The organism is Kitasatospora phosalacinea (genome assembly GCF_000716545.1).
Classification (GTDB): domain Bacteria; phylum Actinomycetota; class Actinomycetes; order Streptomycetales; family Streptomycetaceae; genus Kitasatospora; species Kitasatospora phosalacinea.
This window is the reverse complement of sequence record NZ_JNWZ01000025.1, coordinates 1-26,164: the sequence shown is the minus strand read 5'-3', so window position 1 is coordinate 26,164 and position 26,164 is coordinate 1. Positions and strand designations below refer to the sequence as shown.

At 72.5% G+C, this 26,164-nt stretch carries 19 protein-coding genes and 2 pseudogenes; 7 read left to right on the top strand and 14 right to left on the bottom strand.

Annotation, left to right across the window (positions count from 1 at the left end; all coding sequences use genetic code 11):
• Window positions 1–71: 71 nt before the first annotated feature.
• Window positions 72–1,874, top strand: coding sequence for a ricin-type beta-trefoil lectin domain protein (locus tag OO48_RS14860; RefSeq protein WP_033216186.1), 1,803 nt, complete (start codon window positions 72–74; stop codon window positions 1,872–1,874).
• 114 nt (window positions 1,875–1,988) lie between these two features.
• Here OO48_RS14860 and OO48_RS14855 read toward each other — a convergent pair whose 3' ends face one another.
• Entirely contained in the window at window positions 1,989–2,852 is an 864-nt protein-coding gene (locus OO48_RS14855) for a class II fructose-bisphosphate aldolase (protein WP_033216184.1), read from the bottom strand.
• A 276-nt stretch (window positions 2,853–3,128) separates the two neighbouring features.
• Complete coding sequence (locus OO48_RS14850; RefSeq protein WP_033216182.1) at window positions 3,129–5,183, bottom strand: phosphocholine-specific phospholipase C; 2,055 nt, start codon at window positions 5,181–5,183, stop codon at window positions 3,129–3,131.
• A gap of 245 nt (window positions 5,184–5,428) precedes the next feature.
• Between OO48_RS14850 and OO48_RS14845 the strand changes: the two genes are divergently transcribed.
• On the top strand, window positions 5,429–6,214 hold the full coding sequence (locus OO48_RS14845; RefSeq protein ID WP_033216180.1) for a DeoR/GlpR family DNA-binding transcription regulator: 786 nt from the start codon (window positions 5,429–5,431) through the stop codon (window positions 6,212–6,214).
• Between the two features lie 87 nt (window positions 6,215–6,301).
• On the opposite strand, the gene OO48_RS14840 is transcribed toward OO48_RS14845, so the two are convergent.
• From OO48_RS14840 to OO48_RS14815, 6 genes are all read right to left on the bottom strand, one after another.
• Entirely contained in the window at window positions 6,302–6,934 is a 633-nt protein-coding gene (locus OO48_RS14840) for a hypothetical protein (RefSeq protein WP_033216178.1), read from the bottom strand.
• Window positions 6,935–6,999: 65 nt separating this feature from the next.
• Window positions 7,000–8,316 carry a family 16 glycosylhydrolase gene (locus OO48_RS14835; protein ID WP_051732143.1) on the bottom strand — a complete coding sequence of 439 codons (1,317 nt, stop codon included), beginning with the start codon at window positions 8,314–8,316 and terminating at the stop codon, window positions 7,000–7,002.
• 125 nt (window positions 8,317–8,441) lie between these two features.
• Window positions 8,442–9,731 (bottom strand): Gfo/Idh/MocA family protein, encoded by a 1,290-nt coding sequence (locus OO48_RS14830; protein WP_051732142.1) that lies wholly within the window; start codon window positions 9,729–9,731, stop codon window positions 8,442–8,444.
• Window positions 9,732–9,773: 42 nt separating this feature from the next.
• Window positions 9,774–10,595 (bottom strand): carbohydrate ABC transporter permease, encoded by an 822-nt coding sequence (locus tag OO48_RS14825; RefSeq protein WP_033216176.1) that lies wholly within the window; start codon window positions 10,593–10,595, stop codon window positions 9,774–9,776.
• Entirely contained in the window at window positions 10,595–11,593 is a 999-nt protein-coding gene (locus tag OO48_RS14820; RefSeq protein ID WP_245194651.1) for a carbohydrate ABC transporter permease, read from the bottom strand. Before OO48_RS14820 ends, OO48_RS14825 begins: the two co-directional genes overlap by 1 nt.
• Window positions 11,590–12,924, bottom strand: a complete 1,335-nt coding sequence (locus tag OO48_RS14815) for an ABC transporter substrate-binding protein (protein ID WP_051732141.1) — start codon at window positions 12,922–12,924, stop codon at window positions 11,590–11,592. The genes OO48_RS14820 and OO48_RS14815 overlap by 4 nt, the downstream gene beginning before the upstream one ends.
• 200 nt (window positions 12,925–13,124) lie before the next feature.
• On the opposite strand from OO48_RS14815, the gene OO48_RS14810 reads away from it, so the two are divergent.
• The gene (locus OO48_RS14810) at window positions 13,125–14,279 is read left to right on the top strand and encodes an ROK family transcriptional regulator (RefSeq protein ID WP_245194650.1); all 1,155 of its coding nucleotides are present in this window, start codon (window positions 13,125–13,127) and stop codon (window positions 14,277–14,279) included.
• Window positions 14,280–14,732: 453 nt separating this feature from the next.
• Here the strand turns inward: OO48_RS14810 and OO48_RS14805 are convergent, their stop codons facing one another.
• Window positions 14,733–15,656, bottom strand: a complete 924-nt coding sequence (locus OO48_RS14805; RefSeq protein WP_245194649.1) for a LysR family transcriptional regulator — start codon at window positions 15,654–15,656, stop codon at window positions 14,733–14,735.
• 200 nt (window positions 15,657–15,856) lie between these two features.
• Here OO48_RS14805 and OO48_RS14800 point away from each other — a divergent pair, with 200 nt between their 5' ends.
• Genes OO48_RS14800 through OO48_RS14790 form a run of 3 tightly spaced genes read left to right on the top strand, consistent with a single transcriptional unit; the run spans window position 15,857 to window position 18,620 of the window.
• Window positions 15,857–16,753: a 3-hydroxyacyl-CoA dehydrogenase NAD-binding domain-containing protein gene (locus OO48_RS14800; RefSeq protein WP_033216250.1), complete on the top strand. Its 897-nt coding sequence runs from the start codon at window positions 15,857–15,859 to the stop codon at window positions 16,751–16,753.
• A complete protein-coding gene (locus tag OO48_RS14795; RefSeq protein ID WP_051732139.1) occupies window positions 16,750–17,691 on the top strand; it encodes an NHL repeat-containing protein in 942 nt (313 codons plus the stop codon). Before OO48_RS14800 ends, OO48_RS14795 begins: the two co-directional genes overlap by 4 nt.
• Before the next feature lie 53 nt (window positions 17,692–17,744).
• On the top strand, window positions 17,745–18,620 hold the full coding sequence (locus OO48_RS14790) for a 3-hydroxyacyl-CoA dehydrogenase family protein (protein WP_033216172.1): 876 nt from the start codon (window positions 17,745–17,747) through the stop codon (window positions 18,618–18,620).
• A gap of 253 nt (window positions 18,621–18,873) precedes the next feature.
• On the opposite strand, the gene OO48_RS14785 is transcribed toward OO48_RS14790, so the two are convergent.
• The 5 genes and pseudogenes from OO48_RS14785 to OO48_RS38905 all read right to left on the bottom strand — a co-directional run bounded on the left by OO48_RS14785 (window position 18,874) and on the right by OO48_RS38905 (window position 24,252).
• On the bottom strand, window positions 18,874–20,328 hold the full coding sequence (locus tag OO48_RS14785; RefSeq protein ID WP_081952125.1) for a family 43 glycosylhydrolase: 1,455 nt from the start codon (window positions 20,326–20,328) through the stop codon (window positions 18,874–18,876).
• Between the two features lie 1,103 nt (window positions 20,329–21,431).
• Window positions 21,432–22,364 (bottom strand): glutaminase, encoded by a 933-nt coding sequence (locus OO48_RS14780; protein WP_033216170.1) that lies wholly within the window; start codon window positions 22,362–22,364, stop codon window positions 21,432–21,434.
• Between the two features lie 268 nt (window positions 22,365–22,632).
• Window positions 22,633–23,070, bottom strand: a pseudogene (locus tag OO48_RS39810) (ribonuclease FAU-1 family protein); the annotation flags it as partial.
• Window positions 23,071–23,733: 663 nt separating this feature from the next.
• A pseudogene (locus OO48_RS39805) lies at window positions 23,734–24,006 on the bottom strand (GNAT family N-acetyltransferase); the annotation flags it as partial.
• 84 nt (window positions 24,007–24,090) lie between these two features.
• Window positions 24,091–24,252: a hypothetical protein gene (locus OO48_RS38905; RefSeq protein ID WP_167346444.1), complete on the bottom strand. Its 162-nt coding sequence runs from the start codon at window positions 24,250–24,252 to the stop codon at window positions 24,091–24,093.
• 171 nt (window positions 24,253–24,423) lie between these two features.
• Between OO48_RS38905 and OO48_RS14760 the strand changes: the two genes are divergently transcribed.
• Entirely contained in the window at window positions 24,424–26,013 is a 1,590-nt protein-coding gene (locus OO48_RS14760; RefSeq protein WP_033216159.1) for an ISL3 family transposase, read from the top strand.
• Window positions 26,014–26,164 lie beyond the last annotated feature (151 nt).

The window sequence follows — 26,164 nt, the reverse complement described above, 5'->3', positions numbered from 1 at the left end:
CGCAAAGATGCTTTGATACCCCACCTATCAAGCATTTTTGAACACTCACCCTCCCCCGTTCCGGAGCTCCCATGAGACTTGATCGACGGCTGGCCGGGCTCGCCTCCGCCGCCCTGGCGGCCACCGCCCTCACCGTGGCCGCCCCGCCCGCGGCGACTGCCGACGTCGTGGCCGCGAACACCAGCACCCCGATCGGCGAGAAGCCGATGATGGGGTTCAACAACTGGGCGCGCTTCACCTGCGCGGCCCAGGCCCGGCTGGACGGCACGAGGACCGGCTACTCCTTCCAGCAGTTCATGCAGGACCAGGCCAAGGCCATGAAGGACACCGGCCTGGTCGCGGCCGGCTACACCAACCTGACCGTCGACGACTGCTGGATGCAGCGCACCGGCGCCGGCTACCTGCACGGAGCCGCCACCTGGAGCGGCAGCTCCCAGCCGGGCTTCGACTGGGAGCTGACCGGATACGCCGACTACCTCCACGGCCTCGGCATGGAGGCGGGCCTCTACAGCACCTCCGGCGTCAACACCTGTCAGGGCGTGCCGGGCGGCGTCCAGGGGCACGAGCAGGCCGACGCCGACTCGCTGGCCTACTGGGGCATCGACTCCCTCAAGCTCGACAACTGCGGCACCACCACCGCCAACCGCCAGGCGGAGTTCACCGCCATGGCGAACGCCCTCCGGACCGCCACCGCGGACAAGAGCCGCAAGATCCTCTTCAACGAGTCCGCGCCCGCCGGCCAGTACCCGACCAGCGCCGAGAAGTACAACTCGATGGACTGGGTGCGCGGCCTCGGACAGATGTGGCGGGTGAGCCCCGACATCGCGGTCTGGCACACCGTCACCGGCTCCGCCTGGGACTGGCCGCACGGCGGCGACTACTACGAGGGCGGCGTCTACCAGAACCTCAACGACACCGTGGCCCTCGCCCGCTACAACGGCCCCGGCAACCACAACGACGCCGACATGCTCCTGATCGGCGACAACAACCAGCTCACCCTCGCCGAGCAGCGCAGCCAGTTCGCGCTCTGGTCCGCGATGGGCTCCCCCCTCATGATCAGCTCCGACGTCCGCAAGATGGCCGCCGACCCGGCCGCCTACGCCCCGCAGCTGGCCGTCCTCAAGAACACCGACATCATCGCCGTCGACCAGGACCCCCTGGGTGCGGGCGGCTACCTCGCCTCCCGCACCCACGCCTCGGCCACCGCCGGGATCGACGTCGTGGTCAAGCCCCTGGCGGGCGGCCGGCGCGCCGTGGCCGTCCTCAACAAGAACGCCACGGCGACCACCTACACGATCAACCTGGCCAACGTCGGCTTCGGCAACACCGGTTGCACCCGCACCGCCCGCGACCTGTGGTCGCACACCGACCTGCCGGTGCGGTCCGCCATCACGACGACGATCGCCGCCCACGACACCGCCATGTACACCATCGACCCGGGCAGTTGCGGCTCCGCCGTCCCCGTCGGGCAGATCCAGGCCCCGCAGGCCGGCTTCCAGACCTCCGCCCTCTGCCTCGACGCCTACGGCGGCGCGACGACCGGGACGAAGGTCGCCCTCTACGGCTGCACGGGCAACGGCAACCAGCAGTGGCAGCGCCAGGCCAACGGCCTGATCTCCTCCCTGCAGAACCCCGCCCTGTGCATCTCCGGCAGCTCCACCGGCCTCACCCTGGCCGGCTGCAACAGCGGTGACACGAAGCAGCAGTGGACCTACAACCGGCAGGGGCAGCTCCGCCGGGCCGACGGCACCTGCATGGACATCACCGGCTCCGACTTCACCGACACCACCGCCGCGGTCAAGACCTACGCCTGCGGCACCCACCAGCCCAACCAGACCTGGAGCGCCCCCTTCGCCACCCCGCCCGCTCCGTAACCGCCCCACCTCCGTTCGTGCGCTCCGTGCCCGGTGGGCACGGAGCGCACGGAGCGCACGGGCGCGTCGCGGTCCCGTCCGCCCCGCCCCGAAGGGCGGAGACGTCACCGGACGTCACCCGGCCGGCACGGCGGCAACGGTGGTGAGGAACCGGATCGCCGTGTCGGCGACCGCCTCGCGGCCGGCGGCCAGGTAGCCGCGCGGGTCGAAGCGCGCGGGGTCGGCGTGCAGCTCCGCGCGGATCGCGCCGGTCATCGCGATGCCGAGGGCCGTGCCGATGTTGACCTTGCTGATCCCCCCTTGGACGGCCCGCCGCAGGTTCTCGTCGGAGACTCCGGAGGAACCGTGCAGGACGAGCGGTACGGGGACGGCGTCGGACAGTGCGGCGAGCAGTTCGTGGTCGAGCCGCGCGTCGCGCGAGGTCATGGCGTGCGAGCTGCCGATGGCGACGGCGAGCGCGTCCACCCGGGTGTCCTCGACGAAGCGCCGGGCCTCGCCGGGTTCGGTGCGCGCGCCGGGGGCGTGGGCGTCGAGCGGGCCCCTGCCGTCCTTGCCGCCGACCTCGCCGAGTTCCGCCTCCAGCCACAGCCCCTGGGAGTGGGCCCAGGCGGCCGCCCGGCGGGTCGCGGCGACGTTCTCCGCGTACGGCAGGTGCGCGGCGTCGAACATCGCGGAGCTGAAGCCGCAGTCCGCGGCCTGGTGGAGCAGCGCTTCGCTCTTGACGTGGTCGAGGTGCAGGGCCACCCCGACCGTGCTCGCGAGTGCCGCGCTCGCCGCCGCGGCGGCGAGCGGACGGAGGTGGCCGGAACGGAACTTCACCGCGTTCTCGCTCAGTTGGAGGATGACGGGCTCCCCCACCGCCTCGGCCGCGGCGATGACGGCCTCGACGTGCTCCAGCGTGATGATGTTGAACGCGGCGACGGCGCCGCGGTGGGCGGCGGCTTCGGCGACCAGTTCGCCTGTGGTGCTGAGGGGCATGGTGGCTCCTTCACGGGGCGGGGCGGGTCAGGCCGGGACGACCTGGACCCGGGGGAGGTGGCGCCGGTGGGCGGCGTCGGCGGCCAGGTCCGCCGCGCGCTTCCGGCAGTCCGGCTGGCTGGCGGTCTCGGTCGCTGCGTGCGTCATGAGACTCCCGGCAGGATCACTTGATGAAAGTTGATTGCATCATGGCAAATTCAATCATCTTTGATCAGCAGCGCTCAGATCTGTGCGCCATCTCACTGCCGCCGATGCGCCGGACCGCTCTCCCGGCCCTCAGCCGCTGGTGCTGGGGGCGCCGGTCTCCAGGTGGCCGGTGAAGCGCCGGCTCCAGGTGGAGTCGCTGTCGGCGGTGACGGTGAAGTCGTACCAGCCGTCCGCGTAGGCGACGGCGTTGAAGAAGTCGCTGCGGCTGCTGCCGGCCGCGACCTGGTAGGTCCACGGCCCGTCGGCGCGGTAGTTGGTGGACGTGATGGTGAAGGTGACCCGGTCGGTGCCGTTGTTGGCGAGCTCGAAGTAGACGGCGAGCTTGCCGGTGCCGGGCTCGACGGCGTAGGAGGCGGTCGCCGCCAGGTTCCTGCCCGCCTTGGTGGCGTCGCCGGTGAAGCGGCGCAGGAAGCGGTTGGGGCCGGTCACGCCCAGGTCGTACGCGCCGTCGCCGAAACCGGTTCCGCAGTTGAAGTAGTCGCCGGCGGTGCCGGCGGGGTCCACCGTGTACGGCCAGGGGCCGCCGCTGCGGTAGGCGTTGGCGTGGACGGCGAAATGCGCCGCCCTGGTCGCGCCGGTGGCGGTGTTGTCCATCGTCAGCCACACCTTGACCGCCCCCGAGCCGCCGAACTCCAGGCGGTCGAGGTTGGCGTTCGGCTGGTAGGGAAGCGCCCGGGCCGGCCGGGTGCCGGGCTCCTGGACGGGCAGCGCGTTGGTGGTCGGCGAGGGGTTGGCCAGCGGGCCGCAGGTGGACATGCCGATGGTCCGCGAGGTGTCGGGGAGCGCGGGCATGCCGTGGACGGGGCGGGCGAAGTCGAAGACCGAGGTGAGGTCGCCGCACACGCGCCGGCGCCAGTCGCTGATGTTCGGGCAGACGGCGGGGCGCCCCAGGGCGGCCGTCCACTTCTCCAGGAACCGCAGCACCGAGGTGTGGTCGAAGGTCTCCGAGTTGACCCAGCCGCCCCGGGTCCAGGGGGAGATCGCGATCATCGGGACCCGGAAGCCCAGGCCGATGCTGGTCGAGTCGTAGGACTCCCCCGCCGTACCGGGGGGCGCGACGGGCGGCGGGACGTGGTCGAAGAAGCCGTCGTTCTCGTCGTAGTTGAGCAGCAGGACGGTGGAGTCGAAGGTGTTGGCGTCCGCGTTGAGCGCGTCCATCACCAGGCGGACGAAGTGGGCGCCGTCCTGCGGGGTGCCGTAGGGGTGTTCGGAGGACTGCTCGTCGGCCACGATCCAGGAGACCTGCGGCAGCGTCCCGTTCACCACGTCGGCGCGGATCGCGGCGGCGATGTCGTCGGGGGTGCGGCCGGTGGCCCTCGGTACGGAGCCCATGCCCTTGACCGCCAGCGCGCTGCCGGCCGGGGCGGAGGCGAACCGGGTGAAGTAGGCCAGCGCGTTGTCACCGAAGTTGTCGGCCGCGTTCTGGTAGACCTTCCAGCTGACCCCGGCGGCCTCCAGTGCCTCCGCGTAGGTCTGCCAGCGCAGGCCGGACTCCTCGCCGCCGTCGTGGGCGGGGCCGCCGGCCGTTCCCGCGGGGTCGATCGTCCCGCTCCAGTGGTAGGTGCGGTTCGGGCCGGTCGCCGACAGGACCGAGCTGTGGTACGCGTCGCAGACCGTCCAGTTGTCCGCCAGCGCGTAGTGGAAGGGGAGGTCGGCGCGCTGCAGGTACCCCATCGTGCGGACCGAGCGCTTGGCGGCGACCCACCCGTCCATCCTGCCGTTGTTCCAGGCCGCGTGCTGGTCCGACCAGGCGTGCGACAGATCGCCGCTGCACTGCGCCGCGGTCTCGGAACTCCCTTGCGCACCGCTCGGGTTGAGCGCCCACGGGTACTGCCGCAGCGAGCCGTTGGGCTGGTTGAACACGCTGTGCCCGCCGGCGACCCGGATCGCGCTGCGGTCCGCGAAGCCGCGCACGCCCTTCAGCATGCCGAAGTAGTGGTCGAAGCTGCGGTTCTCCTGCATCAGGATCACCACGTGCCGCACGTCGGCGATCGTCCCGGTGGTGCCGGGCGCCGGGGTGGCCGCCCGGGCGGGGCGGCCGAGCAACGGAACCGCGCCGAGACCGAGGGCGGCACCGGCCGCGGTGGTGGACTTGAGGACGGTACGACGGGGGACGGAGGGCATAGCGGCGCCGCCTCTGGGTGGGGGTGGGAGGGGAGAAGTGGAGCCAAGCCGTGAGGATCGGTGCGTGTTACTGAACTAATTCGGCGAGTTTGGAGCAGAATCAATCATTCGTCAATGGTTGCCGCTCGGTGAGTCGACATGCCCGGTCGCTCGCCGCAGGTCCGCCCGCCCTCCCTACCCCGACGCCCTGCTCCCCCTGGCCGCGATAGGCTTCGGGGTCGGCACGGACAGCGAGGGAGAGGCCCATGGGGACGCACGAGAGGTGGACGCGTCTGCTTGAGGTCTTGGGGGAACGCGGCCGCATCGACGTCGGCGAAGCGGTGGAGCTGCTGAACGTCTCGGCGGCGACGGTCCGCCGCGACATGGACGAGTTGGCGAACCAGCAACTGCTGGTGCGCACCCGGGGCGGCGCCGTACTGAGCGGTGTCGCCTACGACTTGCCGTTGCGCTACAAGACCGCCCGGCGCGCGGACGAGAAGCTCAGGATCGCCAAGGCGGCCGCCGCGATGATCCCGCCCGGGGCGGTGGTCGGCCTCAACGGCGGCACCACCACCTCGGAGGTCGCACGGGAGCTCGCGACCCGCGCCGATCCGGTGCCGTACCCCAACGGCGCCGCGCTGACCGTGGTCACCAACGCGATCAACATCGCCAACGAACTGGCCGTACGGCCGCAGGTGAAGACCGTGGTCACCGGCGGCGTGGCCCGCCCCAACTCCTACGAGCTCACCGGCCCGCTGGCCACCATGGTGCTCCAGGGCATCTCGCTGGACTACGCGATCCTCGGCGTCAACGCCGTGGACGCCAGGAACGGCGCCGCCACGCACGACGAGGGGGAGGCCAGCGCCAACCGCGCCATGGCCCTGCGGGCGGACAAGGTGATCATCGTCGCGGACGCCACCAAGGTCGGCCGCCGGGCCTTCGCCCAGGTCTGCGCCGTCCACGAGTTCGCCGTCCTCATCACGGACAAGGAAGCCTCGGACGAGAACGTCGAGCAGCTCGTCGCGCTGGGCGTGGAGGTGCACTGCGTGTGACCCCCTCCGGGCCGGGGTCCGGGAGCGTCCGGCGGCGGGCTCAGGGGGTGGCGCGGGAGGTGCCCACGGAGCGCGGGGCCTCCGGCGTCAGGGGGCGGCCGGCCCGGCGTCGGGTTGCAGGGGGGTCTTGTCGATGGCGGTGATGGCCCACTTGTCACCGGCGCGGGCGAGGCTGAGGGTGCGGTGCTGGGTGTAGGGCTTGTTCAGCTCGAACCCGTGGTCCGCCAGGTAGCCGGGGTCGGCGGCGGTGAACTCGATGGTGCTGTCCATCTGGACCTTGGCGGTGGCCAGGTCCCGAGGGAAGGTGGACTGGTACCAGGCGATGCCGAGTTGCCGGGTGGCGAGGTGGTGGGCGCCGAACAGTTCGGCGAGCTCGGTGTCGTAGTGCTGGGTGCGCAACTGCTCGGCGAAGGCGGGCGCGTAGAAGGAGAACTCCTGCGCGGCGCTGTCCGCGACGCCGCTCGCGTCGCGGTTGTCGACGACGCCGGAGTGCAGGACGACGGTCTTGCGCACGGCGGAGACGACCGGGTCGTCGTCGGGCAGTTGGGCGGTGGTCCTGCCGTCGGCGTCGATGACGTGCCACAGGCTCTGGCCGGAACGGCCGGGGGCTTGCGGTCCGGTGGTGGTGGTGCGGCCGGTGGCGGGCGCCGGGTCCTGGGCGGTGCACGCCGTGGCGGACAGGACGGCGGCGGCGAGCAGCAGGGCGGTCCTGCGGAGCATGGGCGGTCCCTGGGGAGGTCGGACGGTGCGGGCCGCCGGGGCGGCCCGCGTCGGGGGTCACGGGCTCAGGAAGCCGGTTCGAAGCTCCACTGGCCGGTCCACCAGGTGCTCGGCGCGGCGCCGTGCTGGAGGTTGCCGGTGAGGTCCTCGGTGTGGGCGTACGTGCCGGTGGAGCGGTTCTTGAGGCGCTTGTAGCCGCCGGAGGCCTCCTCGGTCCACTGGCCGGCGGTGTCGGTGGCGGGGGAGCCGCCGTAGTGGACGAGCGCGTCGCCGGGGGCGGTGTCCATGTACTCGCCGGTCCAGCGGTTGCGGTAGCGGGTGTAGCCGTCGCCGGTGGTCTCCCTGGCCCACTGCGAACTCCAGTAGCCGGCGGGGACGTTGCCGTACTGGACGTTGCCGGTCTTGTTCTCGATGTTGAGGTACTGGCCGGTCTGGTGGTTCCTGATCCGCTGGTAGCCCTCGGTGTAGCCGGCGTTGCTCTTGTAGACGCGGAGGTAGTCGACGTTCCAGGTCTTCGGCCAGACGTCGTTGTGGACGCCGGAGCCCGCGTCGGTGTACAGGCCGAGGATCATGCCCATCGGCGAGTTGGGCGCGTCGTCGATGGTCTTGTAGAGCTGGTTGTCGTAGTAGAAGTCGAGCCGGGTGGGCGTCCAGTCCATGCCGTACACGTGGTACTCGCTGGTGGGGCTGCCGTTGGGCACGGTGGTGTCGGAGAGGTACCAGGAGCCCAGGAAGTCGGGGTCGCTCCACCCGTAGGCGGCGATGCGCCAGTTCGCGGGCTTGGAGAAGAACGTCTCGATCATGTCGATCTCGGAGTTGGCGTTGGCGCCGGTGGTGTCGCCGGTGCCGACCAGCCAGAACGCCTGGTGCCCGCCGCCGCCGGCGTCGGAGTTCTTCGCCCTGATCTCGAAGTACCCGTACTTGGTGCTGTAGCCGTTGAAGTCGGGCTCGTGGTGGTCGTTGGGCATGGAGGAGTTGAAGCGGTGCCACCGGTCCTTCTCGTAGGACTGGATGCTGGAGATCTTCACGGTGCCGTCGTACTGCGCGTTCCACGCCGGGGTGTCCGGGTCCAGCCGCTCGGTGAGGACGCCGTTCGCGATGCCGTAGCGGGCCTTGGCGTTCTGCGGGGTGGACGTCCAGTGCGGCAGGTAGGAGTCGAGCCACTTCGACGGGTCGAGGGTGCTGCCGTCGAACTCCTCGTCGAAGTCGAGGGTGTAGCCGGGCTTGGCGAGGGGGTTGGGCGGGGTGTCGGCCGCCTGCGCGCCGGGGGCGGGCAGCAGGACGGCTGCCGCGGTGATGGCGCAGGCCAGGGCGCTACGGAGGAGCGGCGCGCGGCGCCCGGCCGGAGCGGGGGACGTTCTGGTGCCGGTGAGTGGTGCCATGGCGTTGGTCCCTTCGGGACGGGGGTGCGGGGGTGGTGCCCGGCGGCCGGAACCGGCCGCCGGGCTGCGGCTCCCCCCCGGACGGGACGCGTCGGAGGGGGCCGGTCGGGAGAGCGTGCGGTGGGTCAGGGGACGACGGTCTGGACGGTGTCGGTGTGGCGGGCGCGTTCGGCGGCCCAGGCGACGAGGTGGCTCTCCAGGCTGGTGGCGGGGTCGGAGAGGATGTGCGCGGCGTCGCCCGTGGTGAGGGCGTCGAGGAAGGCGTCCACCAGGCGTTCGTCGCCGCCGCCGTGGCCGCTGCCCGCGTCGGGTCCGTCGACCCCGAGCTGTAGGGTCTCCTCCCGGCCGGTGACGAAGTCGGTGACGGTGGCCCGGACACCGTCACCGTCGAGGGAGCCTCGGGTGCCGAAGATCCGGGTCTTGCGGTGGGTGAAGGGGGTGAAGGCGGTCATGGTGAACGAGGCGGTCGCGCCGTTCGCGTACTCCAGGTTGACGACCTGGTGGTCGACCACGTCGTTGTCGCAGGCGTACACGCAGCGCCCGTAGGGCCCTTCGCGCAGCGCCTCGACGACGCCTTCGGGGGTGCGGGCGGCGGTGACGGCGTTCAGCGGCCAGCGCTCGCGGTCCGGGTCGCCCAGGCAGCCGAGGTAGAGGCGGGGGGCGGAGTACGGGCAGCTGGGCTCGACGGGGCAGTCGAGGCAGTTGGCGGCGGCGCCGGCCGGGCGGTTCTCGGGACGGAAGTGGCTGAGCGCGCCGAACGAGGAGACCTTGGCGACCGGTGAGCCGACGATGTAGGAGAGCCAGTCCAGGTCGTGGGAGGACTTGGCGAGCAGCATGGGGGTGGCCTCGTTCTCCCGCCGCCAGTTGCCGCGCACGTAGGAGTGCGCCTGGTGCCACCAGCCGACCGGTTCGAGGTGCTCGACGGTGATGACCTCGCCGAGGACGCCGGAGTCGACGATCTCCTTCACGCCCCGGGTGTAGGGGGTGTAGCGCAGGACGTGACAGACGGCGAGCATGACGCCGGCCTTCTCGACCGCTTCGGAGATCTGCCGGGCGTCCTCCTCGCTGGTGGCCATCGGCTTCTCCAGCAGGATGTGGTAGCCGAGGGAGGCGAAACGGACGGCCGGTTCACGGTGCTCCGCGTCCTGGGTGGCGATGATGACGGCGTCGGCGTCGGGGGCCAGCTCGGCGAGGGCGCGCCAGTCGTCGAAGAGGGCGGCGCTGGGGTGGCGGCGCAGCGCGGCGGCGGCCCGGCCGGCGTCGGGCTCGGCGACGGCGACGATGCGGGCGCGGCCGGTGGCCGCCGCGTAGTCGGCGTAGGTGGTGCCGCGGCCGCCGGCGCCGACCAGCAGCAGGCGCAGCGGTCGGGCGGGCGGGCGGGCCGGGCCGGCCTGGGGTACGAGGGCGTGGCTCATGTCGGTGTGTCCTTCGGGACGAGGCGGGAACGGCGGTCGGGCTCAGCCCTTGACGGCGCCGGCGAGCATGCCGGCGACGAAGTGCCGCTGGAAGAACAGGTAGACGGCGACGACCGGTGCGATGACGATCAGGGTGGCGGCGGACAGCAGGGGGACGTCGATGTTGTGCGCGCCGACGAAGAAGCCGAGTCCGGCGGGGGCGGTGCGGCCGGCCGGGTCCTGGATGAGGATCAGGGCCAGGAGGAACTGGTTCCAGGCCCAGAGGAAGTAGAGCAGGCCGAGGGTGATCAGGGCGGGCCGGGCGCAAGGCAGCAGGACCTTCCACAGCACGGTCCAGCTGCCGGCACCGTCGACGGCCGCGGCCTCGGTCATCTCCTTGGGCAGGGCGAGGAACTGCTCGCGCATCCAGAACGCGCCGAACGGCATGAAGAGGCCGACCAGGGCCAGGATCAGGGCGAGCGGGGTGTCGGTGAGTCCCAGCGAGCGCAGGTCGTAGTACAGCGGGACGACCGCGGCCTCGTAGGGCAGCGCCAGCCCGAGCATCAGGAGGGCGAACAGCACCTTGCGGCCGCGGAACTCCATGAGGGCGAAGGCGTACCCGGCGAGCGAGGCGCAGACCAGGGCGAGCGGGACGACACCGACCGCGATGACGGCGCTGTTGCGCAGCAGTTGGCCGAAGCCGGCGTCGGACCAGGCCCGGCCGAAGCTGGCCAGGGTGGGGTGCGCGGGCCAGGAGATGCCGCCGACGACGGTGCCGGGCGGGTTGAGGGCGGCGAGCACGATGCCGGCGAACGGCACGATCACGGCGAGGCTGAAGGCGGTCATCACGGCGCGGCCGGCGAGGCCCTCGAGGCGTCGGTTCATCAGTGCTTCTCCCGGGTGATCCGGCCGATCGCGAGGACGACCAGGGTGATCAGGGCGCTGAGCACCACGGCCAGCGCGCAGGCGGCGCCGACTTCGCCGTTGGTGAAGGCGAGCCGGTAGATCAGCACGCCGGGGACGGTGGTGGAGTCGCCGGGGCCGCCGGCGGTGGTGACGTAGACGACGTCGAAGCTCGCGAGTGCGGAGATGACGGTGATGGTCAGGGCGACGCCGATCTCGGCGCGCAGTCCGGGCAGGGTGACGGCGAGGAACTCGCGCACGGGTCCGGCGCCGTCGAGCCGGGCGGCCTCGTAGAGGCTGGTGTCGATCTTCTGGATGCCGGCCTGGAAGACGATCAGGCACAGGCCGAGCATCACCCAGGTGCCGACCAGGCCGACCGCGACGTAGGCCCAGGTGAAGTCGCCCAGCCAGGCGCGGGTCACCGAGCCGAGGCCGACCGCGCGCAGGACCTGGTTGACGGCGCCGTCGGCGGAGTACATCCACTTCCAGGTGACGCCGACGGCGACCAGCGGGACGACCTGCGGCAGGAAGAGGACGGTGCGACTGATCGGGTAGCGGCGTCCGCCGCGGCCGCCGATGACGGCGGCGAGCAGCAGGCCGAGGGCGATCGGCAGCAGCGAGTAGAAGCCGATGAAGCCGAGGGCGTGCAGGATCGAGGAGCGCAGCGCCGGGTCGGTCAGGACTTCGCGGTAGTTGTCCAGGCCCGCCCAGGTGCCGGGAGTGACGCCGTCCCACGCGAAGAGCGACAGCCACGCGGTGTGCAGCCAGGGCAGGGCGACGAACGCGGTGTACAGGGCGAGGGCGGGTGCCAGGTAGAGGTAGGCGGCCTTGTGGGAGCGGGGCCGGCGCGGGCCCGCCCGCAGGGTGCGCGCCGGTGTCGGCGCCCCCGCCGGCGGGTGCGGTCGGCCGGGTCCTTCCGTCGGCCGGGCGTCCGACCGCCGGGCCGCGGGCTGGTGCGGGTGGAGGGGGGCGCCGGTCACTGGTGGCCCTTGGTCCAGTCGTTCTGCAGGGCGTCGAGGTACTGCTCGGGGCTCGTCCTGCCGCCGATCAGTTGCTGGCTCTGCGAGGTGAGGGTGTCGTTCATGGTGGCGTCGGTGTTGGCGAAGAAGTTGACCAGGCCGTTGTCCTCGTTGACGGCGGCCCAGCCCTTGGCGACCTCGTTCATCACCTTGCCGTCGGCGCCCTTGACGGTGTCGGCGTGGGCGACGGGCAGGAAGCCGGTGTCGAACTGGATCTGCGCGGCCTCGGGGGTGTTCATGAAGTCGAGGAACGCGGCCGCCAGGTCGGGGTTCTCGGCCTTGGCGGGGATGGCGTAGGCGACGGAGGTGCCGATGCCGGTGGCCTTGCCGCTCTCGCCCGGGAAGGTGAGGAAGCCGGCCTTGCCGGGCATGGCCTGGTCGATCTTCTGGGCGTCCCAGGAGCCGTTGAACAGGAAGAGCCCCTTGCCCTTGGTGAACTCGGCGACCGAGCCGGGCAGGTCGGTGCCGTTGGCCCCGGCCGGGAGGTAGCCCTTCTGGGCCCAGTCGGCGAGGGTGGCGGCGGCGGCGGTACCGCCGGGGGTCTTCAGGGTGGTGCCGGCCTTGCCGTTGACCCAGTCGCTGGTCTTCGCCGCGCCGTCGGTGGCGTCGACGATCGACTGGACGATGAAGGAGGAGTGCCCCAGGAGGTTGCCGAGCTGGACCGGCAGCTCGCCGGCGGCCTTCGCCTTGGCCAGCGCCGCGTCGAACTCCGCCGGCGTGGTCGGCGGCTGGATGCCGAGCTTCGCCGCGATGTCCTTGTTGTAGTAGACGCCGACGACCGAGAAACCGGCCGGGGCGGCCCACAGGTGCCCGGCGCCGAGCCGCTTGCCGTCGTCCGAGGCGCGCCACTGGTCCAGTTCGGCGGAGGGGTACTTGGCGTCCCAGCCGTACGCCTTGGCGTAGTCGTCGAGGTTGCGGACCAGGTTGCCCTTGACGGTGGTGCCGAGCTTGTTCAGCAGTGCCAGGTCGGGGGCCTGGTCGGAGGAGAGCTTCAGGTTGAGGCTCTTGTCGTAGTCGTCCGGGCCCGTGTACTGGAAGTCGACGGTGATGTTCGGGTGCTTGGCGTGGAACGCCTCGGCCAGGGCCTTGGTGGTGCCGGAGTTCTCGGAACTCACGACGGTCAGTGTGGCGTTGCCGGTCGGCAGGGCGGTGGAGACCGGGCCGGAGGAGGGCGCGCTCTGGCTGCCGCCGGGGGTGAGGCCGCCGCAGGCGGTCAGGCCGGTGGTCGCGGCGACGAGCAGCGCGCACGCCGCGGCGGTGCGGGTGACGCGGTGGGGGGTTCTTGCGGGCATCGGGGGCTCCTCACACCAGGAACGCGGTCCCTGGGGGCGGTACGGGAGATCACACCTATATGGCGCGGTGTTACGAAATCATGGTGATGCTAGAAGTGGCCTGCAAGCTTGGTCAATACAGTTATGCGATACCGTTACGTAAGTGACTGGCGTAAGATGACGGCCGAGGTCGTGAGGGAGCGGCCCGGAAACGAGGTGTCGTGAACAGCCCAGTGCTCAGCGGCGGCGACCCCGCCCTGCTGCGCCGCCTGAACACCGAGGCCGTTCTCGGCGTGCTGCGCAACGCGGAGCCGATGACGCTGACCCGGATCGGCCAGGCGGCGTCGCTCTCCCGGCAGACCGTCGACGCGGTGATCGCGGAACTCACCGAGGGCGGCTGGATCGAGGAGGTCGCTCCGGAGCGGAGCATCGGCAGGCCCGCCCGCCGCTACCGCTTCCGCGCGGAGGCCGGCCACGTGCTCGGCCTCGACATCGGCGTGACCGGCGTGCGCCTGGTCCTCGCCGACCTCGACGGCTCGGTCATCGCCTCCGACCGGACCCGGATCCCTGAGGGACTCGGCGGCGGCGCGCGCCTGGAGGCCGTCCGCTCGGGCGCGGAGGGGTTCCTGGCGCGGCACCCCGGCATCCGGCCGCGCTCGCTGTGCCTCGGGATACCGGGCATCATCGACTCCGGCGGCACGGTACGCCTTTCGACCCCCCTGCCGGAGTGGAACGGGCTCGACCTCGTCGGCGCGGCGAGCACGTGGTTCGACTGCCCCGCCCATGCGGAGAACGACGCCAACCTGGCCGCCCTCGCCGAGCACTGGCGCGGCGCCGCCCGGCACGCCGACGACTTCATCCACGTCATCGCGGGCCACCGCACCGGCGTGGGCATGATGCTCGGCGGACGGCTGCACCGCGGCCGCGGCGGCGCCGCGGGCGAGATCGGCGCCCTCGCCCTCCTCGGCTGGGAGGGCCCCAGCATGAACGACATCCGGGAGGCCGAGGACAGCGCGCGGCTCTTCTCGGACGCGCAGGCGGGCGACAGCGACGCAGCGGGCAAGGTGGACCGGTTCGCCCGCACCGTGGCCCAGGGCGTCGCCGCCATGGTCCTGACCGTCAACCCGGACCTGGTGGTCATCGGCGGCGGGCTGTCCCGGGCCGGCGAAGCGGTGGTCGGCCCGATCCGCAGCCATCTCGAACAGCTCTGCCTCGACCCGCCACAGGTCGACGCGTCGGCGCTCGGCGTCGAAGCCGTCGCGCTCGGAGCCGCGCGGATGGCGCTCGACCACCTCAACGACGCCCTCTTCGGGGCGCACGTCGGCGCGGCCGCCCCCTCCGCCGGCCCCCAGTCCCGGCGCGGGGTCACCGCCTGAGCTCCCGACGCCCGCCGGTCGCGACGCGCCCCGGCGGGGACGGCGCCCGCCGCTCCCCCGCCCGGCGCGGATCCGGCACCCCCTCCACGTCGCACCGCCCCGCCCCGGTCAGGGCCGCCGCCCCCGGGGGTCGAACGGATGGCACGGCCATGACCCACTCCTCGCCCCGGGTTCCGGCCCGTCCCAGCACCTCGCGGACCACGGACGCGTCGGGAACTCACAGTAGCCTGAGCCCGAGGTGCACCCTCAGGCCGAGCGGGACGATCTGCACAGGTCAATGGCGTTTCACCGCCTGTTCACACAAATGGCCGTCAGCATCGCTTCCGCTACTCACGGTCATCGGTCGCCGGTCGGGCGCCGGGAACGCCGGGCGGGTCCACCTCCCCGCGCTCTCGACCGGACGGCGGTGCGCACCGTTCAGGCGGCGCGCACCGTTCAGGCCGCGCGCACCGTTCAGGCGGGGCGGGACCGCAGGCGGGCGACCGCCTCCAACAGGCGGGTCACCGCCGGGTCCGCGTCGGGCCGGCGGACGGCCTGGACGGTGGTGCGCAGGTCTCCGGTGTCGCCGCGCAGGGGGAGGAAGGCCGCGTCCTCGGCCGCGAGGTGCCGGGCACCCTCGGGCAGCAGGCTGACGCACAGGCCGGCGACGACGTAGCTGAGCAGGCCGCTGAGGTCGTCGGCGAGGACGACGCCGCGGGGGGTGAAGCCCGCCCGGTGGCAGGCGAGGTGGACCTGTTCGGCGAGCACGGGCAGGGCGGTCGGGTCGGGCATCGCGAAGTCCTCGTCACGGAGACGGGCGAGCTCGATCCCGCCGGCTCCGGCGAGGTGGTGGCCGCGGGGAACGGCCGCCTCGATCCGTTCGACGGCCACGACCGTGCTGACCAGGTCGGTGGAGATCCGCGCGGGGTCGCGCAGGAAACCGAGGTCGAGCGCCCCGGTCCGCACCAGGTCGGCCACGGCGCCCGAGGAGCCGTGCTGGAGCTGGATGCGGAGCCCGGGGAGCTCCTCGGCCGCGGTGCGCAGCAGCGCGGGGAGGTAGAGGTGGCTGAGCAGGCTGACGTAACCGACCCGGACGTCGCCCTCGACGCCGTCGGCGACCCGGCGGGCCCGGGCGACCGCGGCGGTCTGCAGGTCGAGCAGCCGTTGCGCGTCGGCGGCGAAGACCCGCCCGGCGGCGGTCGGTCTCGCGCCGCCGGGACCGCGGTCGAGCAGGCGCACGCCGAGCATCCGCTCCAGGCGCTGGATCGACTGGCTGAGCGGCGGCTGGCTCATGCCGAGCAGTTCGGCCGCCCGCCCGAAGTGCCCCTCCCGGACCACGGCGAGGAACTGCTCCAGCAGCCGCCGGGACAGTGCGATATCGCCAGCCATATCTTTCATGCCTGAATCATATATTGGACAGACCTGCCGGGGCAGGTGTGCACTGGATCGTGCACGTCCTGCGGAACGCCGCCGCCGGTCCGGCTCCCTTCGGTCCGGGTCGGCTCGCCGCCCCGCGGTGCGGGCCTTCTCCTGGCGGATGTTCCGGCGAACGACCGGGACCGGCCGTCCTTCCTTCTGATTCCTCTGGGGTGATCTTCATGGCGGTCGTGACGATCGTCGGCGCCGGCGTCATCGGCGTCTCGTGGGCGCGGCTGTTCGGCGGGGCGGGCTGGGAGGTCCGGGTCAGCGACCCGCGGCCCGATCTGCGGGAGGTGGTGGCCCGCGAACTGGCGGGCCTCGACGTGACGGCGACCGAGGACCTGGCCGCCGCGGCGACCGGTGCGGACTTCGTCCAGGAGGCCGGGCCGGAGCGGACGGACGTCAAGGAGCGGATCTTCGCCACGCTGGCCGCGCACACCCGGGACGGCGTGGTGCTGGCCTCGTCCTCGTCCTCGCTGGTGCCCTCGGTGATCGCGCAGGGCAATCCGGCGGCGGACCGGATCGTGGTCGGGCACCCGTTCAACCCGCCCGAGCTGATGCCCCTGGTCGAGGTGGTGCCCGGGCCGCGGTCCTCCGCCGCGGCGGTGGACCGGGCGGTGGAGGTGTACCGGGAACTCGGCAAGCTCCCGGTCCGGCTGCGGAAGGAGATCCCCGGCTTCGTCGGCAACCGCCTCCAGAAGGTGTTCAACGACCAGGCCGCCTACCTGGTGCAGCAGGGCATCATCGACGTGCGGGACCTCGACGACCTGGTCCGCGCGTCGCTCGGGCTGCGCTGGGCCACCATCGGGCCGTTCCAGAGCGGCACCCTCGGCGGCGGGCCGGCCGGCATGCGCCACCTGGTGGAGCACGTCGGCTCCCAACTGACCTTCGAGACCGGCAGTCCCGACCCGGCCGGCATGGGCGAGGTCCTCGACGCGGTCGAAGCGGCCTACGGCACCGGCGAGGAGGCGTACCGGCGCCTCGCCGCCCTGCGCGACCGGCGCACCCGGGGCGCCCTCGCCCCGCTGGACTGGCCGGAACCCCGGACCGCCGACGCGGAAGGCGGCCGGAAGTGACCGGGCCCGGAGCCGGCGGGGCGGCGCGGACCCCGAAGCACCTGCTGGCCCTGCAGGTCGCGCCGGGCCGCGTCCTGCGGGTGGACATCACCGACGGCCGGGTGCGGACCCTGGTCGAGGACGCCGGAGCCGCGCCGGACGGCGTGGTCGCGGAGGCCGGCGCCGTGTACTGGACCACGATGGGCGCGCCCGAGGTCGACCCCCGCCGGGCGGGCGAGGCGGGCTACGACTTCTCCCGCCGCAACGGCGGCGTCCACGTCTGGCGCCCCGGCGGCGGACCGCCGCGCGACCTCCTCCCCGCCGGGGCGGTGACGACCGGCAAGCAGTTGACCTCCGACGGGGCCGGCACGCTCTACTGGTGCGACCGCGAGGGCCACCGGATCAGCCGGGCCCGCACGGACGGCAGCGGCCTGACCGACCTCGTGGTGACCCCCGCCGAGGACGGGATCATGGGCGAGTGCGTCGGCATCGCCGTGGACCCGGCCCGCGGCCACCTGTACTGGACGCAGAAGGGGCCGGCCAAGGGCGGCCGGGGCCGCATCCTGCGCGCCGGCCTCGACGTCCCCGCCGGGCAGCGCCCCGAGGAGCGCTCCGACGTCGAGGTGCTCTGGAGCGGCCTGCCGGAACCGATCGACCTGCACCTCGACGGCGACACCCTCTACTGGACCGACCGCGGCGCGGCCCCCGACGGCAACACCCTGAACCGGGCGGCCCTCCCCGGTCCGGGCGGGGTCGGCGCGCCGCCCGAGGTCCTGGCCTCCGGATTCGCCGAGGCGATCGGCCTCGCCGTCGACCGCGCCGCCGGCCTCGCCTACGTGGCCGACCTGGGCGGGCACATCCGCGAGGTCCCGCTCCCCGGCGGCCCCGCCGCCGGCCGGGCACCGCGCGAGGTGGCCGCCCTCGGCACCCCGCTGACCGGCCTGTGCCTGCTGCCGTAACCGCGCACCACCCGCCCGACCCCCCGTCACCGTTCCGAAAGAAGCGCACCGCCATGGCTTTCACCCTCCCCACCCGCACCGGGTCCCGCCCCGTCACCGTGATCGGCGCCGGCACCCTGGGCCGCCGGATCGCCCTGATGTTCGCCACCCGTGGCGGCGAGGTCCGGATCTTCGACCCCCGGCGCGCCGCCGGCGAGCAGGCCGTCGCCTACGTCGCCGAACACGTCGCCGAAGTCGCCGCCACGATCGAGGGCGGCCGGCCCGGCACCGCCGTGGCGTACGACGACCAGGCCGCCGCCGTGGCGGACGCCTGGCTGGTGGTGGAGGCCGTGCCCGAGCGGCTCGACCTGAAGAAGCGGGTCTTCGCCGAGCTGGACCGGCAGGCGGCGCCCGACGCGATCCTGGCCAGCAACTCCTCGTCGTACCCGACCAGTCGGTTCGTCGACGGCGTCACGCACGTCGAACGGGTCGTGAACATGCACTTCTACATGCCGCCGAAGCAGTCGGCCGTCGACCTGATGTCGGACGGCAGGACCGACCGGGCGGTGCTCGACTTCCTCCTCGCCGAGCTGCCCCGGTACGGCGTCCACCCCTTCGAGGCCCGCAAGGAGAGCACGGGCTTCATCTTCAACCGCATCTGGGCCGCCATCAAGCGCGAGGCGCTGGCCGTGGTCGCCGAGGGCGTCTCCACCCCGGCCGACGTCGACCGGATGTGGCAGATCAACACGGGCCTCGCGGCCGGGCCGTTCCGGGCGATGGACCAGGTCGGCCTCGACGTCGTGCTCGACATCGAGGACCACTACGCCGCCGAGAACCCCCGCCTCCCCGAGGGACCGCGCGAACTGCTCCGGAGCTACGTGGACGCCGGGCACCTCGGGGTGAAGACGGGGCGGGGCTTCTACCACGACTACCCCTCCCCCGCCGCGTAGCCGGACCGGGCCCGTCGGCCGACGGGCCCGGCTCGCCTGCCCGGCTCCCGCCGCTCCCGCCGCTCCCGGTGGCGGTGCGGGTGGTGCCGCGGCCGTCGGAGGCCGGGGAGTCGGCGGGGTCAGCGATCCACGTCTCGGTGCCGTCGCTCTCTGCCGGAAGTCGCCGGACGGGTTCGTCGGCGCGGGGGCCCCGCTGGGGGATGCCACCGGGTGGGGTTTCCGGGCGGGGACGGGGCCGAGTCCTCCCGGGCGGCTACTGCTGGTAGAAGGTGGCGTCGGCCCGGTCGAGGGCGGTGGCCACCGGCTGGGTGGAGAGCAGGAAGTCGTAGTGGCGCACGTACCGGCCGGGAGCGGAGTAGGACTCGTAGGAGACTCCGGCGGCGTCGGCGAGGCCGGCCCGCTGGCGGAAGCTGGCGCTGTTCTTGAAGGCCGCGCTGCCGTCGTTGCGGTCGACCCACACCTCGCCGTTGTCGCGGGTGCGGAGGTAGTGGCCGGGGAAGTTCGCCGACTCCAGCGAGACGGTGCCCGAACCGGCGAGGCCGGGGACGGTGCGGAACTGGGAGTCGGCGAGGTTGGTGACGTCCGGCTCCAGCTTCGCCCGGTAGTCGAAGTGCCGGACGTAGTAGCCGGGGTAGTTGTACGAGGACAGCCGGACGGGCGTGGTGCCGTCGGCGACCGGGATGCCGAAGTTCGGGGTGCCGTCGGCGTTCCAGTACAGCTTCTGCACCCGGGTGCGGCGGTTGGGGTCGTTCAGCGGGTCGCCGGTGATGTCCTTGTAGGAGCGGTCGTGGTAGACCAGGATGTCGCTCCTGCCGTCCTCGGAGACCGTGAACTGGTTGTGCCCGGGCCCGTACTGCGAGGTGGCGGCGTTGCTGGTGAAGACGGGCGCGGGGCTCTTGGTCCAGGAGGCCGGGTCGAGCAGGTTCGCGGAGGCGGACGCGGACAGCAGGCCGAGGCAGTAGTGGGAGTCGGTGGCGGAGGCCGAGTAGCTGAGGAACACCTTGCCGCCGTGCTGGATCACGGCCGGGCCCTCGTTGACCTTGTACCCGGCGGTCTCCCAGTCGTAGGTGGGCCGTGACAGCCGCACGGGGGTCCCGGTGATGGTCCACGGGTTGGACATCTTCGCGAGGTACAGGTCGGTGTTGTTGTCGACGGCCGGGTCGTGCTGGGCCCAGGCCAGGTAGCGGACGCCGTTCACCACGAAGGTGGTGGCGTCCAGGGAGAAGCTCTCCCACTGGGTCCTGAGCTGTCCCTTCTCCGTCCAGGTGGCGGTCAGCGGGTTGGCCCCGGTGCCCTCCAGGACGTACATCCGGATCGCCCACTGGTCGGTGGAGCTGCCGGCGGCGAAGTAGACGTACCACTTGCCGTCGATGAAGTGGATCTCCGGCGCCCAGACGTGGTTGGCCATCGCACCGGTGGCGTGCCGGGTCCAGACGGTCGTCTCGGGAGCCGTGGCCAGGCCCTGGATGGTGGTGGCGCGGCGCAGCACGATCCGGTCGTACTCGGGCACGGTGGCGGTGAAGTAGTAGTAGCCGTCGGTGTGCTTGTAGATCTGGGCGTCGGCCCGCTGGGCGGCGATCGTGTTGACGTACACGGCGGCGGGTGAGGCGGGCGCGGCGGCCTGCGCGGACGGCGGGAGGAGCAGTGCCGCGAGGACGGCGGCCGCGGCGGCGGCCGAGGTGCGGGACAGGGTGCGCGGTGCGGGCACGGGGTTGCTCCTGGGGGCTCTGGGGGCGGGATCGCGGTGTCCCGCGGGGACGGGTGCACGGGTGCTGGTCCTCGGCGTCGGCCTCCGCCGTCGAGGTGCCGCGGGGCGCGCCGGGTGCGGAACCCGCCCCGGCGGAGCCGTCGGACCTGCCGGAGGAGACGGCACCGCCCGGCCGGAACGGGCCCGACCGGGCTGCGACCCCAAAATTGTTAGCGCTAACATAAAGTGGGTCAAGGGAGCGGACGAAAATTTCCGTTCCCGGTCGGACCCGCACCGCCCGGAAGGGAACACGGGCGGCGCCCGCGGGCCGGTCGAGCCGGCGGGGCCGGGACCAACGGTCCCCGCCGCCCCAGGGGGTGCCGGGGACCGGGTCGGCGCTCCCGCCGGAGAATTCGGCCGTCACCGGTTCCGGGGCCCCGGCTTCCCGCATGGCGACCCGGCCCAGCCGGCCGTCGCGGTCGACGGAGTCGTTGCCGCCGACGTCGTTCCTGGTGACGGCCCACTGGAACGGCGGGCCGCCGGCCGCGTGGTCCGCCGGATCGTCGATCCTGATCGTGTACTCGGTGCGGGGTGCGGGGTTTCAGCCCGTCGGTGACACCGGAGTCGTCGAAGTAGTACTCGCCGCGCGTGGTGGTCTTCACCGTCCCGACGACCGTGCCGGCCTTGTCGTAGAGGCGGACGGTCGCGCTGGCGACGGGCTGCCCGCCGGGGCCCTCGGCCGGTTCCCATGGCAGGAGCAGTGGCAGCAGCGCGGCGGCGGCGAACCCCTGGGCGATGCGCGGCAGCGGACGGCGAGGACGGGCGCCCTGGCGGACGGCACCGGGCCCGGGCCCAGGAACCGCCCGGAGCGCCCGGAGCGCCCGGTGCAAGTCCGCCCCGAAACAGGGAACTGCGCCGCTACGGGCCCGCCGGTCCCGGCAAACCGCGGAGTCATACGCCCACAACCAGCAGGAGCACCCCGCCGACGGCGCACGCCGGGCCCGTGACCTGCCGCTTCACGGTGCCCGCCACTCACTGTTTCTGGTACTGACGCGGGGCCGCCCGTCGCGCTCGCACGCGACCGTCGACAAGCCGGAGCCTCGGAGCCGCCCGACCCGGTGGGATCAGAACACCGACAGCCCGGTGAGCGTGGTGAAGAGGTCCAGCGCTGCCACTCCGGCGACGGAGTTGCCCCGTTCGTCCAGACCGGGGCTCCACACGCACAGTGCGCAGCGGCCGGGTACGACGGCGATGATGCCGCCGCCCACCCCGCTCTTGCCGGGCAGGCCGACCCGGTAGGCGAAGTCGCCGGCGGCGTCGTAGGTTCCGCAGGTCAGCATGACGGCGTTGATCTGCTTGGCCTGGCTGCGGGTCAGCAGCCGGGTGCCGTCGGCGCGCACGCCGTGCCGGGCCAGGAGGGTGGCCGCCAGCGCGAGGTCGGCGCAGGAGGCGGTGACCGAGCACTGGCGGAAGTACTGGTCGAGCAGGAGCGGGACGGGGTTGTCGATGTTGCCGTAGGAGGCCATGAAGTGGCCGAGGGCGGCGTTGCGGTCGCCGTGCGCGGCCTCCGAGGCGGCGACCGCCAGGTCGAAATCGAGGTCCGGGTTGCCGCTCTCGGTCCGCAGCAACTGCAGGAGCTCGCCCGCGGCGTCACCGGTGCGGGTGTGGAGGCGGTCGGTGACGACCAGGGCGCCGGCGTTGATGAACGGGTTGCGCGGGATGCCGTTCTCGTACTCGAGCTGCACCAGGGAGTTGAACGGGTTGCCGGAGGGTTCGCGGCCCACGTGCTCCCACAGTTCGTCGCCCTCGTGGGCCAGGTCCAGGGCCAGGGTGAAGACCTTGGTGATGGACTGCGTGGAGAACGGCTCGCGCCACTCGCCCACCCCGTGGACGGTGCCGTCGAGGTCGGCGACGGCCATGCCGAAGGCGCGCGGGTCGCGGGCGGCGAGCGCCGGGATGTAGTCGGCGGACCGCCCCCGGCCGGGCGTCCGCGCGATCTCCTCGGCGATCTGGTCCAGAACCTGCTGATAGTCCGTCGTCGATGTCACGGCACCCATTGTCCTCGTGCGGCCCATGGAGCTGCGGTGAGACCCTCTTCGGCGCCGGCGCGAACCACCGACGATCTCCGACCTCGCCGTCCCCACGGGGCACCGCCGCCAAGGCGGACGTCGGGCGCCGCCCCGGCCCTACTACAGCCGGTAGGGGGCCGGCGGTGCGGCCTCCTGGCCGGCGCCCGTCCGGCAGCAGCGGCAGCGGCCACGCCGGGTCCGGCGCCCAGGTGGGCCAGCCGGTGGCGAACGGCCCCGCCTGGTGGTCGAGCATGCGGAGCGCGCGGCCGCACGCGGCGTGGACCTGGCGGTCGAGGAAGTCGTCGATCACGCCGAGGCGGCGCAGCCGGTCGTACTCGTCGCGGTCCTTCCAGCGGCGGTCGGCCAGGTCGGGGGTGACGACCAGGTCGAGGGCGAGGTCCATGGTGTCGATCCCGTCCGGGCGACGGCGGTACGGCGTCTCGAAGTTGACGTACCAGCTGATGGGGGTGCCGGTGTTGGCCTGCTGGAAGCAGTGGAGGGAGAACCACTCCCCCGCCAGGTAGTGCGACAGGACCGCGGTGCGCTCCCAGCGGTGGCGGCCGAGCGTCCAGGTGCCGGCGGCGAGGTGGTCCAGGCCCCGCTCGCGGACGCCGTCGTCGCCGGTGCGCAGGGCCTCGATCCAGGTCGTCGGGGCGAGGCCCTCGATGCCGGGCCAGCAGGCCAGGGTCAGCACGTGCCCGGTGTCGGCGACCACCCGCTGCGGCTTGGCCGTCCACACCCGCCCCGCGTGGACGTCGCGGCGCACCACGGTGGTGCCGGGCCGGAACCGCGCGGCGCTCTGGTCGGTGTTCGTCTCGGTGTCCGTCACGACCGGGATGTTCCCCGGCCGCGGGGCGGGAAGTCCGCTCGAAGGTGTGACACGGGATCAGGTCACGTGCGCGGGCCGGGCCGGACAGGCGTCCGGCCCGCGCGGAGATCAGGCCCGCTGGATGAGGGGGCCACGGCCGAGCGGGCGCCGAGCGGGCGGCGGAACCGGTATGGACGGCGCGCCGTCCACGTCCGAGCCCGCGTCCACGCCCGAGTCCGGCTCAAGGAACGGCGGACGTTCGGCCGGCAGCAGGCGCGGGCGCTGACCGGCCGGAAGCACCTGGTCGGTGGCGGGCTCGGAGAAAGGCAGCCCAAGCGGGCGGCGGTCGGGAGTCATGGGCCCAGTCTGACCCATCGCCACCCGGCCGGCCTTCACCGGCCCACCCCCGAACCGGCCGGGACTGCCTGCACCGTGGCGTCGGGGTGGAAGTGCCGCTGCTCAGGCAGCCCTTGACCCATCTAGAGCGTGTATCGAAAGCACGGACAGGCCGGACGGGGTGATGTCCCGGTCCGGCCCGTCCGCTCTCTGCTAAAGGTCGAGCTGATACTGGTGTGTCGTGTGCGTGGGTGTGTAGCCGAGACCGTCGTGGACCCGTCGCATGTGCGCGTTGCTGTCGGCGGTGTCGGTCAGGAGGTCACCGAGGTCCGGATAGTCCCTGTGGGCCTGTCGGATCGACTCGGCCTTCATCCATCGGCCGAGGCCGTGACCTCGGTGCTCGGGCAGCACCCCCGTGCCGTAGTGCTGGCCGTCACCTGTGCCGTTGCCGGGAATGACGAGTTCGGTGAAGGCGGCGGTCGAGCCGCAGAGTTGAGCTCGGCCGCCTCTTGACTGACCCCTGACCTGACGGCGAAACGCCGCGGCTTGCCGGGGCGTTTCGCCGTCAGGTCAGCGCAAGCCGTCTGTGTCGTCGTGCTCTTCGCCGACTGGGAGTGGCCGACGGTCCTCCACCGGGTCATCGCTGTAGATGACCGCGGAGACCGCGCTGTCGTAGGCATCGTCGAGGCCGTTACCGCTTGCGCCGAGTATGTTCTCCCAGTCAATTCCCATACCTGCGAGCCTACCCGTAGTGTTCGAGGAACCGAGTGGCTTTGAGAGTGGGTTCTGGTCCGACTTCTGTGGTGTGGCTACTCCCTGTGACTGTTGATCTCGCTGGTGCGCCTCGCGAGATCGTCTCGAAAGAGCTGGTCCCTGCAGCGTTCGGGCTGATGGTTTTGAGCTGTGCGCGAGGTACTGCTCCGACTGGAAGAGCTGCTCTTCCAGTCGGACCCGGGGATCAGGGTGGAGTCCGTGCAGGACGATGGCGAAGTGATCCGATTCGGTGTCAGATGCCGAACGACCGGGGCCTGGTGTCCAGGCTGCGGTGGCTGGTCCGAGCGGGTGCATGGCTCCTGCCTGCGGTTTCCGGCGGACCTCCCCGTGGCGGGGCGGCGGGTTGTACTGCGACTTCGTGTCCGGCGCTTCACGTGCGAAGACGTCTCCTGCGGGCGGCGGACGTTCGTCGAGCAGGTCGCTGGCCTGACCCGGCGCTACAGCCAGCGGACCGAACGAATGCGGTCGGTACTGGCCGAGGTCGGCCTCGCCCCGGCCGGCCGCGCTGGTGCCCGGCTGGCCGACGTCTTCGGAGCGGGAGTCAGCCGGAACACGGTCCTACGACTGGTCGACGCCCTCCCAGAACCCCGACCACCGGTCCCGCGTGTAGTTGGCGTCGACGAGTACGCGATGCGCAAGGGCCGCGTCTACGGGACCGTGCTGGCCGACGTCGAGACCCGCAGACCGGTGGACCTGCTGCCGGATCGTGAAGCGGGCACTGTCGCGGCCTGGCCGGCCGAACATCCGGGGATCGAGGTCGTCTGCCGCGACCGCGCCCCATCCTTCGTCGAGGGCGCCAGGATCGGGGCACCCACCGCCGTCCAGGTCGCCGACCGGTTCCACCTCTGGCGCAACCTCGGCGAAGCGGCCGAGCGGTGCGTCTCCCGCCACCGCCCGTGCCTCCGCGCAACCATCGCAGAGTCGGTGCCGGAGAAGGCGCCGGCACCGGCCGAGAGCAGGACACCGCGGCCCAACGGGCACCGGTTCGCCGACCGCACCCGTGCCAAGCACGCCACCGTCCACGCGCTGCTGGTCGCCGGCCACAGCCGACGCTCGATCCAGCGCCGGCTCGGCATGACCTACCGCACAGTCCAACGGCTGGCCGACGCCGCGAGGCCGGAAGACCTGTTCCAGGGGCAGTGGCAGAACCGCAGGACCGAGCTCGACGACTTCAAGCCCTACCCGCACGAGCGTTGGGCCGAGGGCTGCACGAACGCCTGGACCCTCTGGGAAGAGATCAAGACGCACGGCTACACGGGCGGCTACGGAGCCGTCCGCGCCTACCTCCAGCCGTTCCGCACATCCCCGACGGCACCGGCCGCCCGTCCGCCGTCCCCGCGCACGGTCACCGGCTGGATCCTGACCCACCCCGACGCCCTGCCGGAGAGCGAGCGCCTGAAACTCAAAGTCGTCCTCGCCGGCTGCCCCGAACTGGATGCCCTCACCGGGCACGTCCGCGTGTTCGGGCAGATGCTCACCCAGCTCCAGGGCGACCAGCTCCCGCAATGGATCAAGGCGGTCCGCGCCGACGACCTGCCCAGCCTCCACACCTTCGCCAACGGTCTCGAACGAGATCTCGCCGCCGTCACTGCCGGCCTGGCACTGCCGTGGAGCTCGGGCGTCGTCGAGGGCCACGTCAACCGGATCAAGATGATCAAGCGCCAGATGTACGGGCGGGCCGGCTTCGACCTGCTGCGGAAGCGAGTCCTGCTGGCCTGACCGCAGCTCTGTTGCCCAATGGGTGGGTCCATTCAGTTGATCGCGAGCGGCGCAGGATCCAGGCCCAGCTTCCTCCGGCATGAGGCGACGCGCCGCCCGGCCCAGGCGGTCACGGTGTCGCGATCTGCCGCGATCGCGTGCAACTCACGTG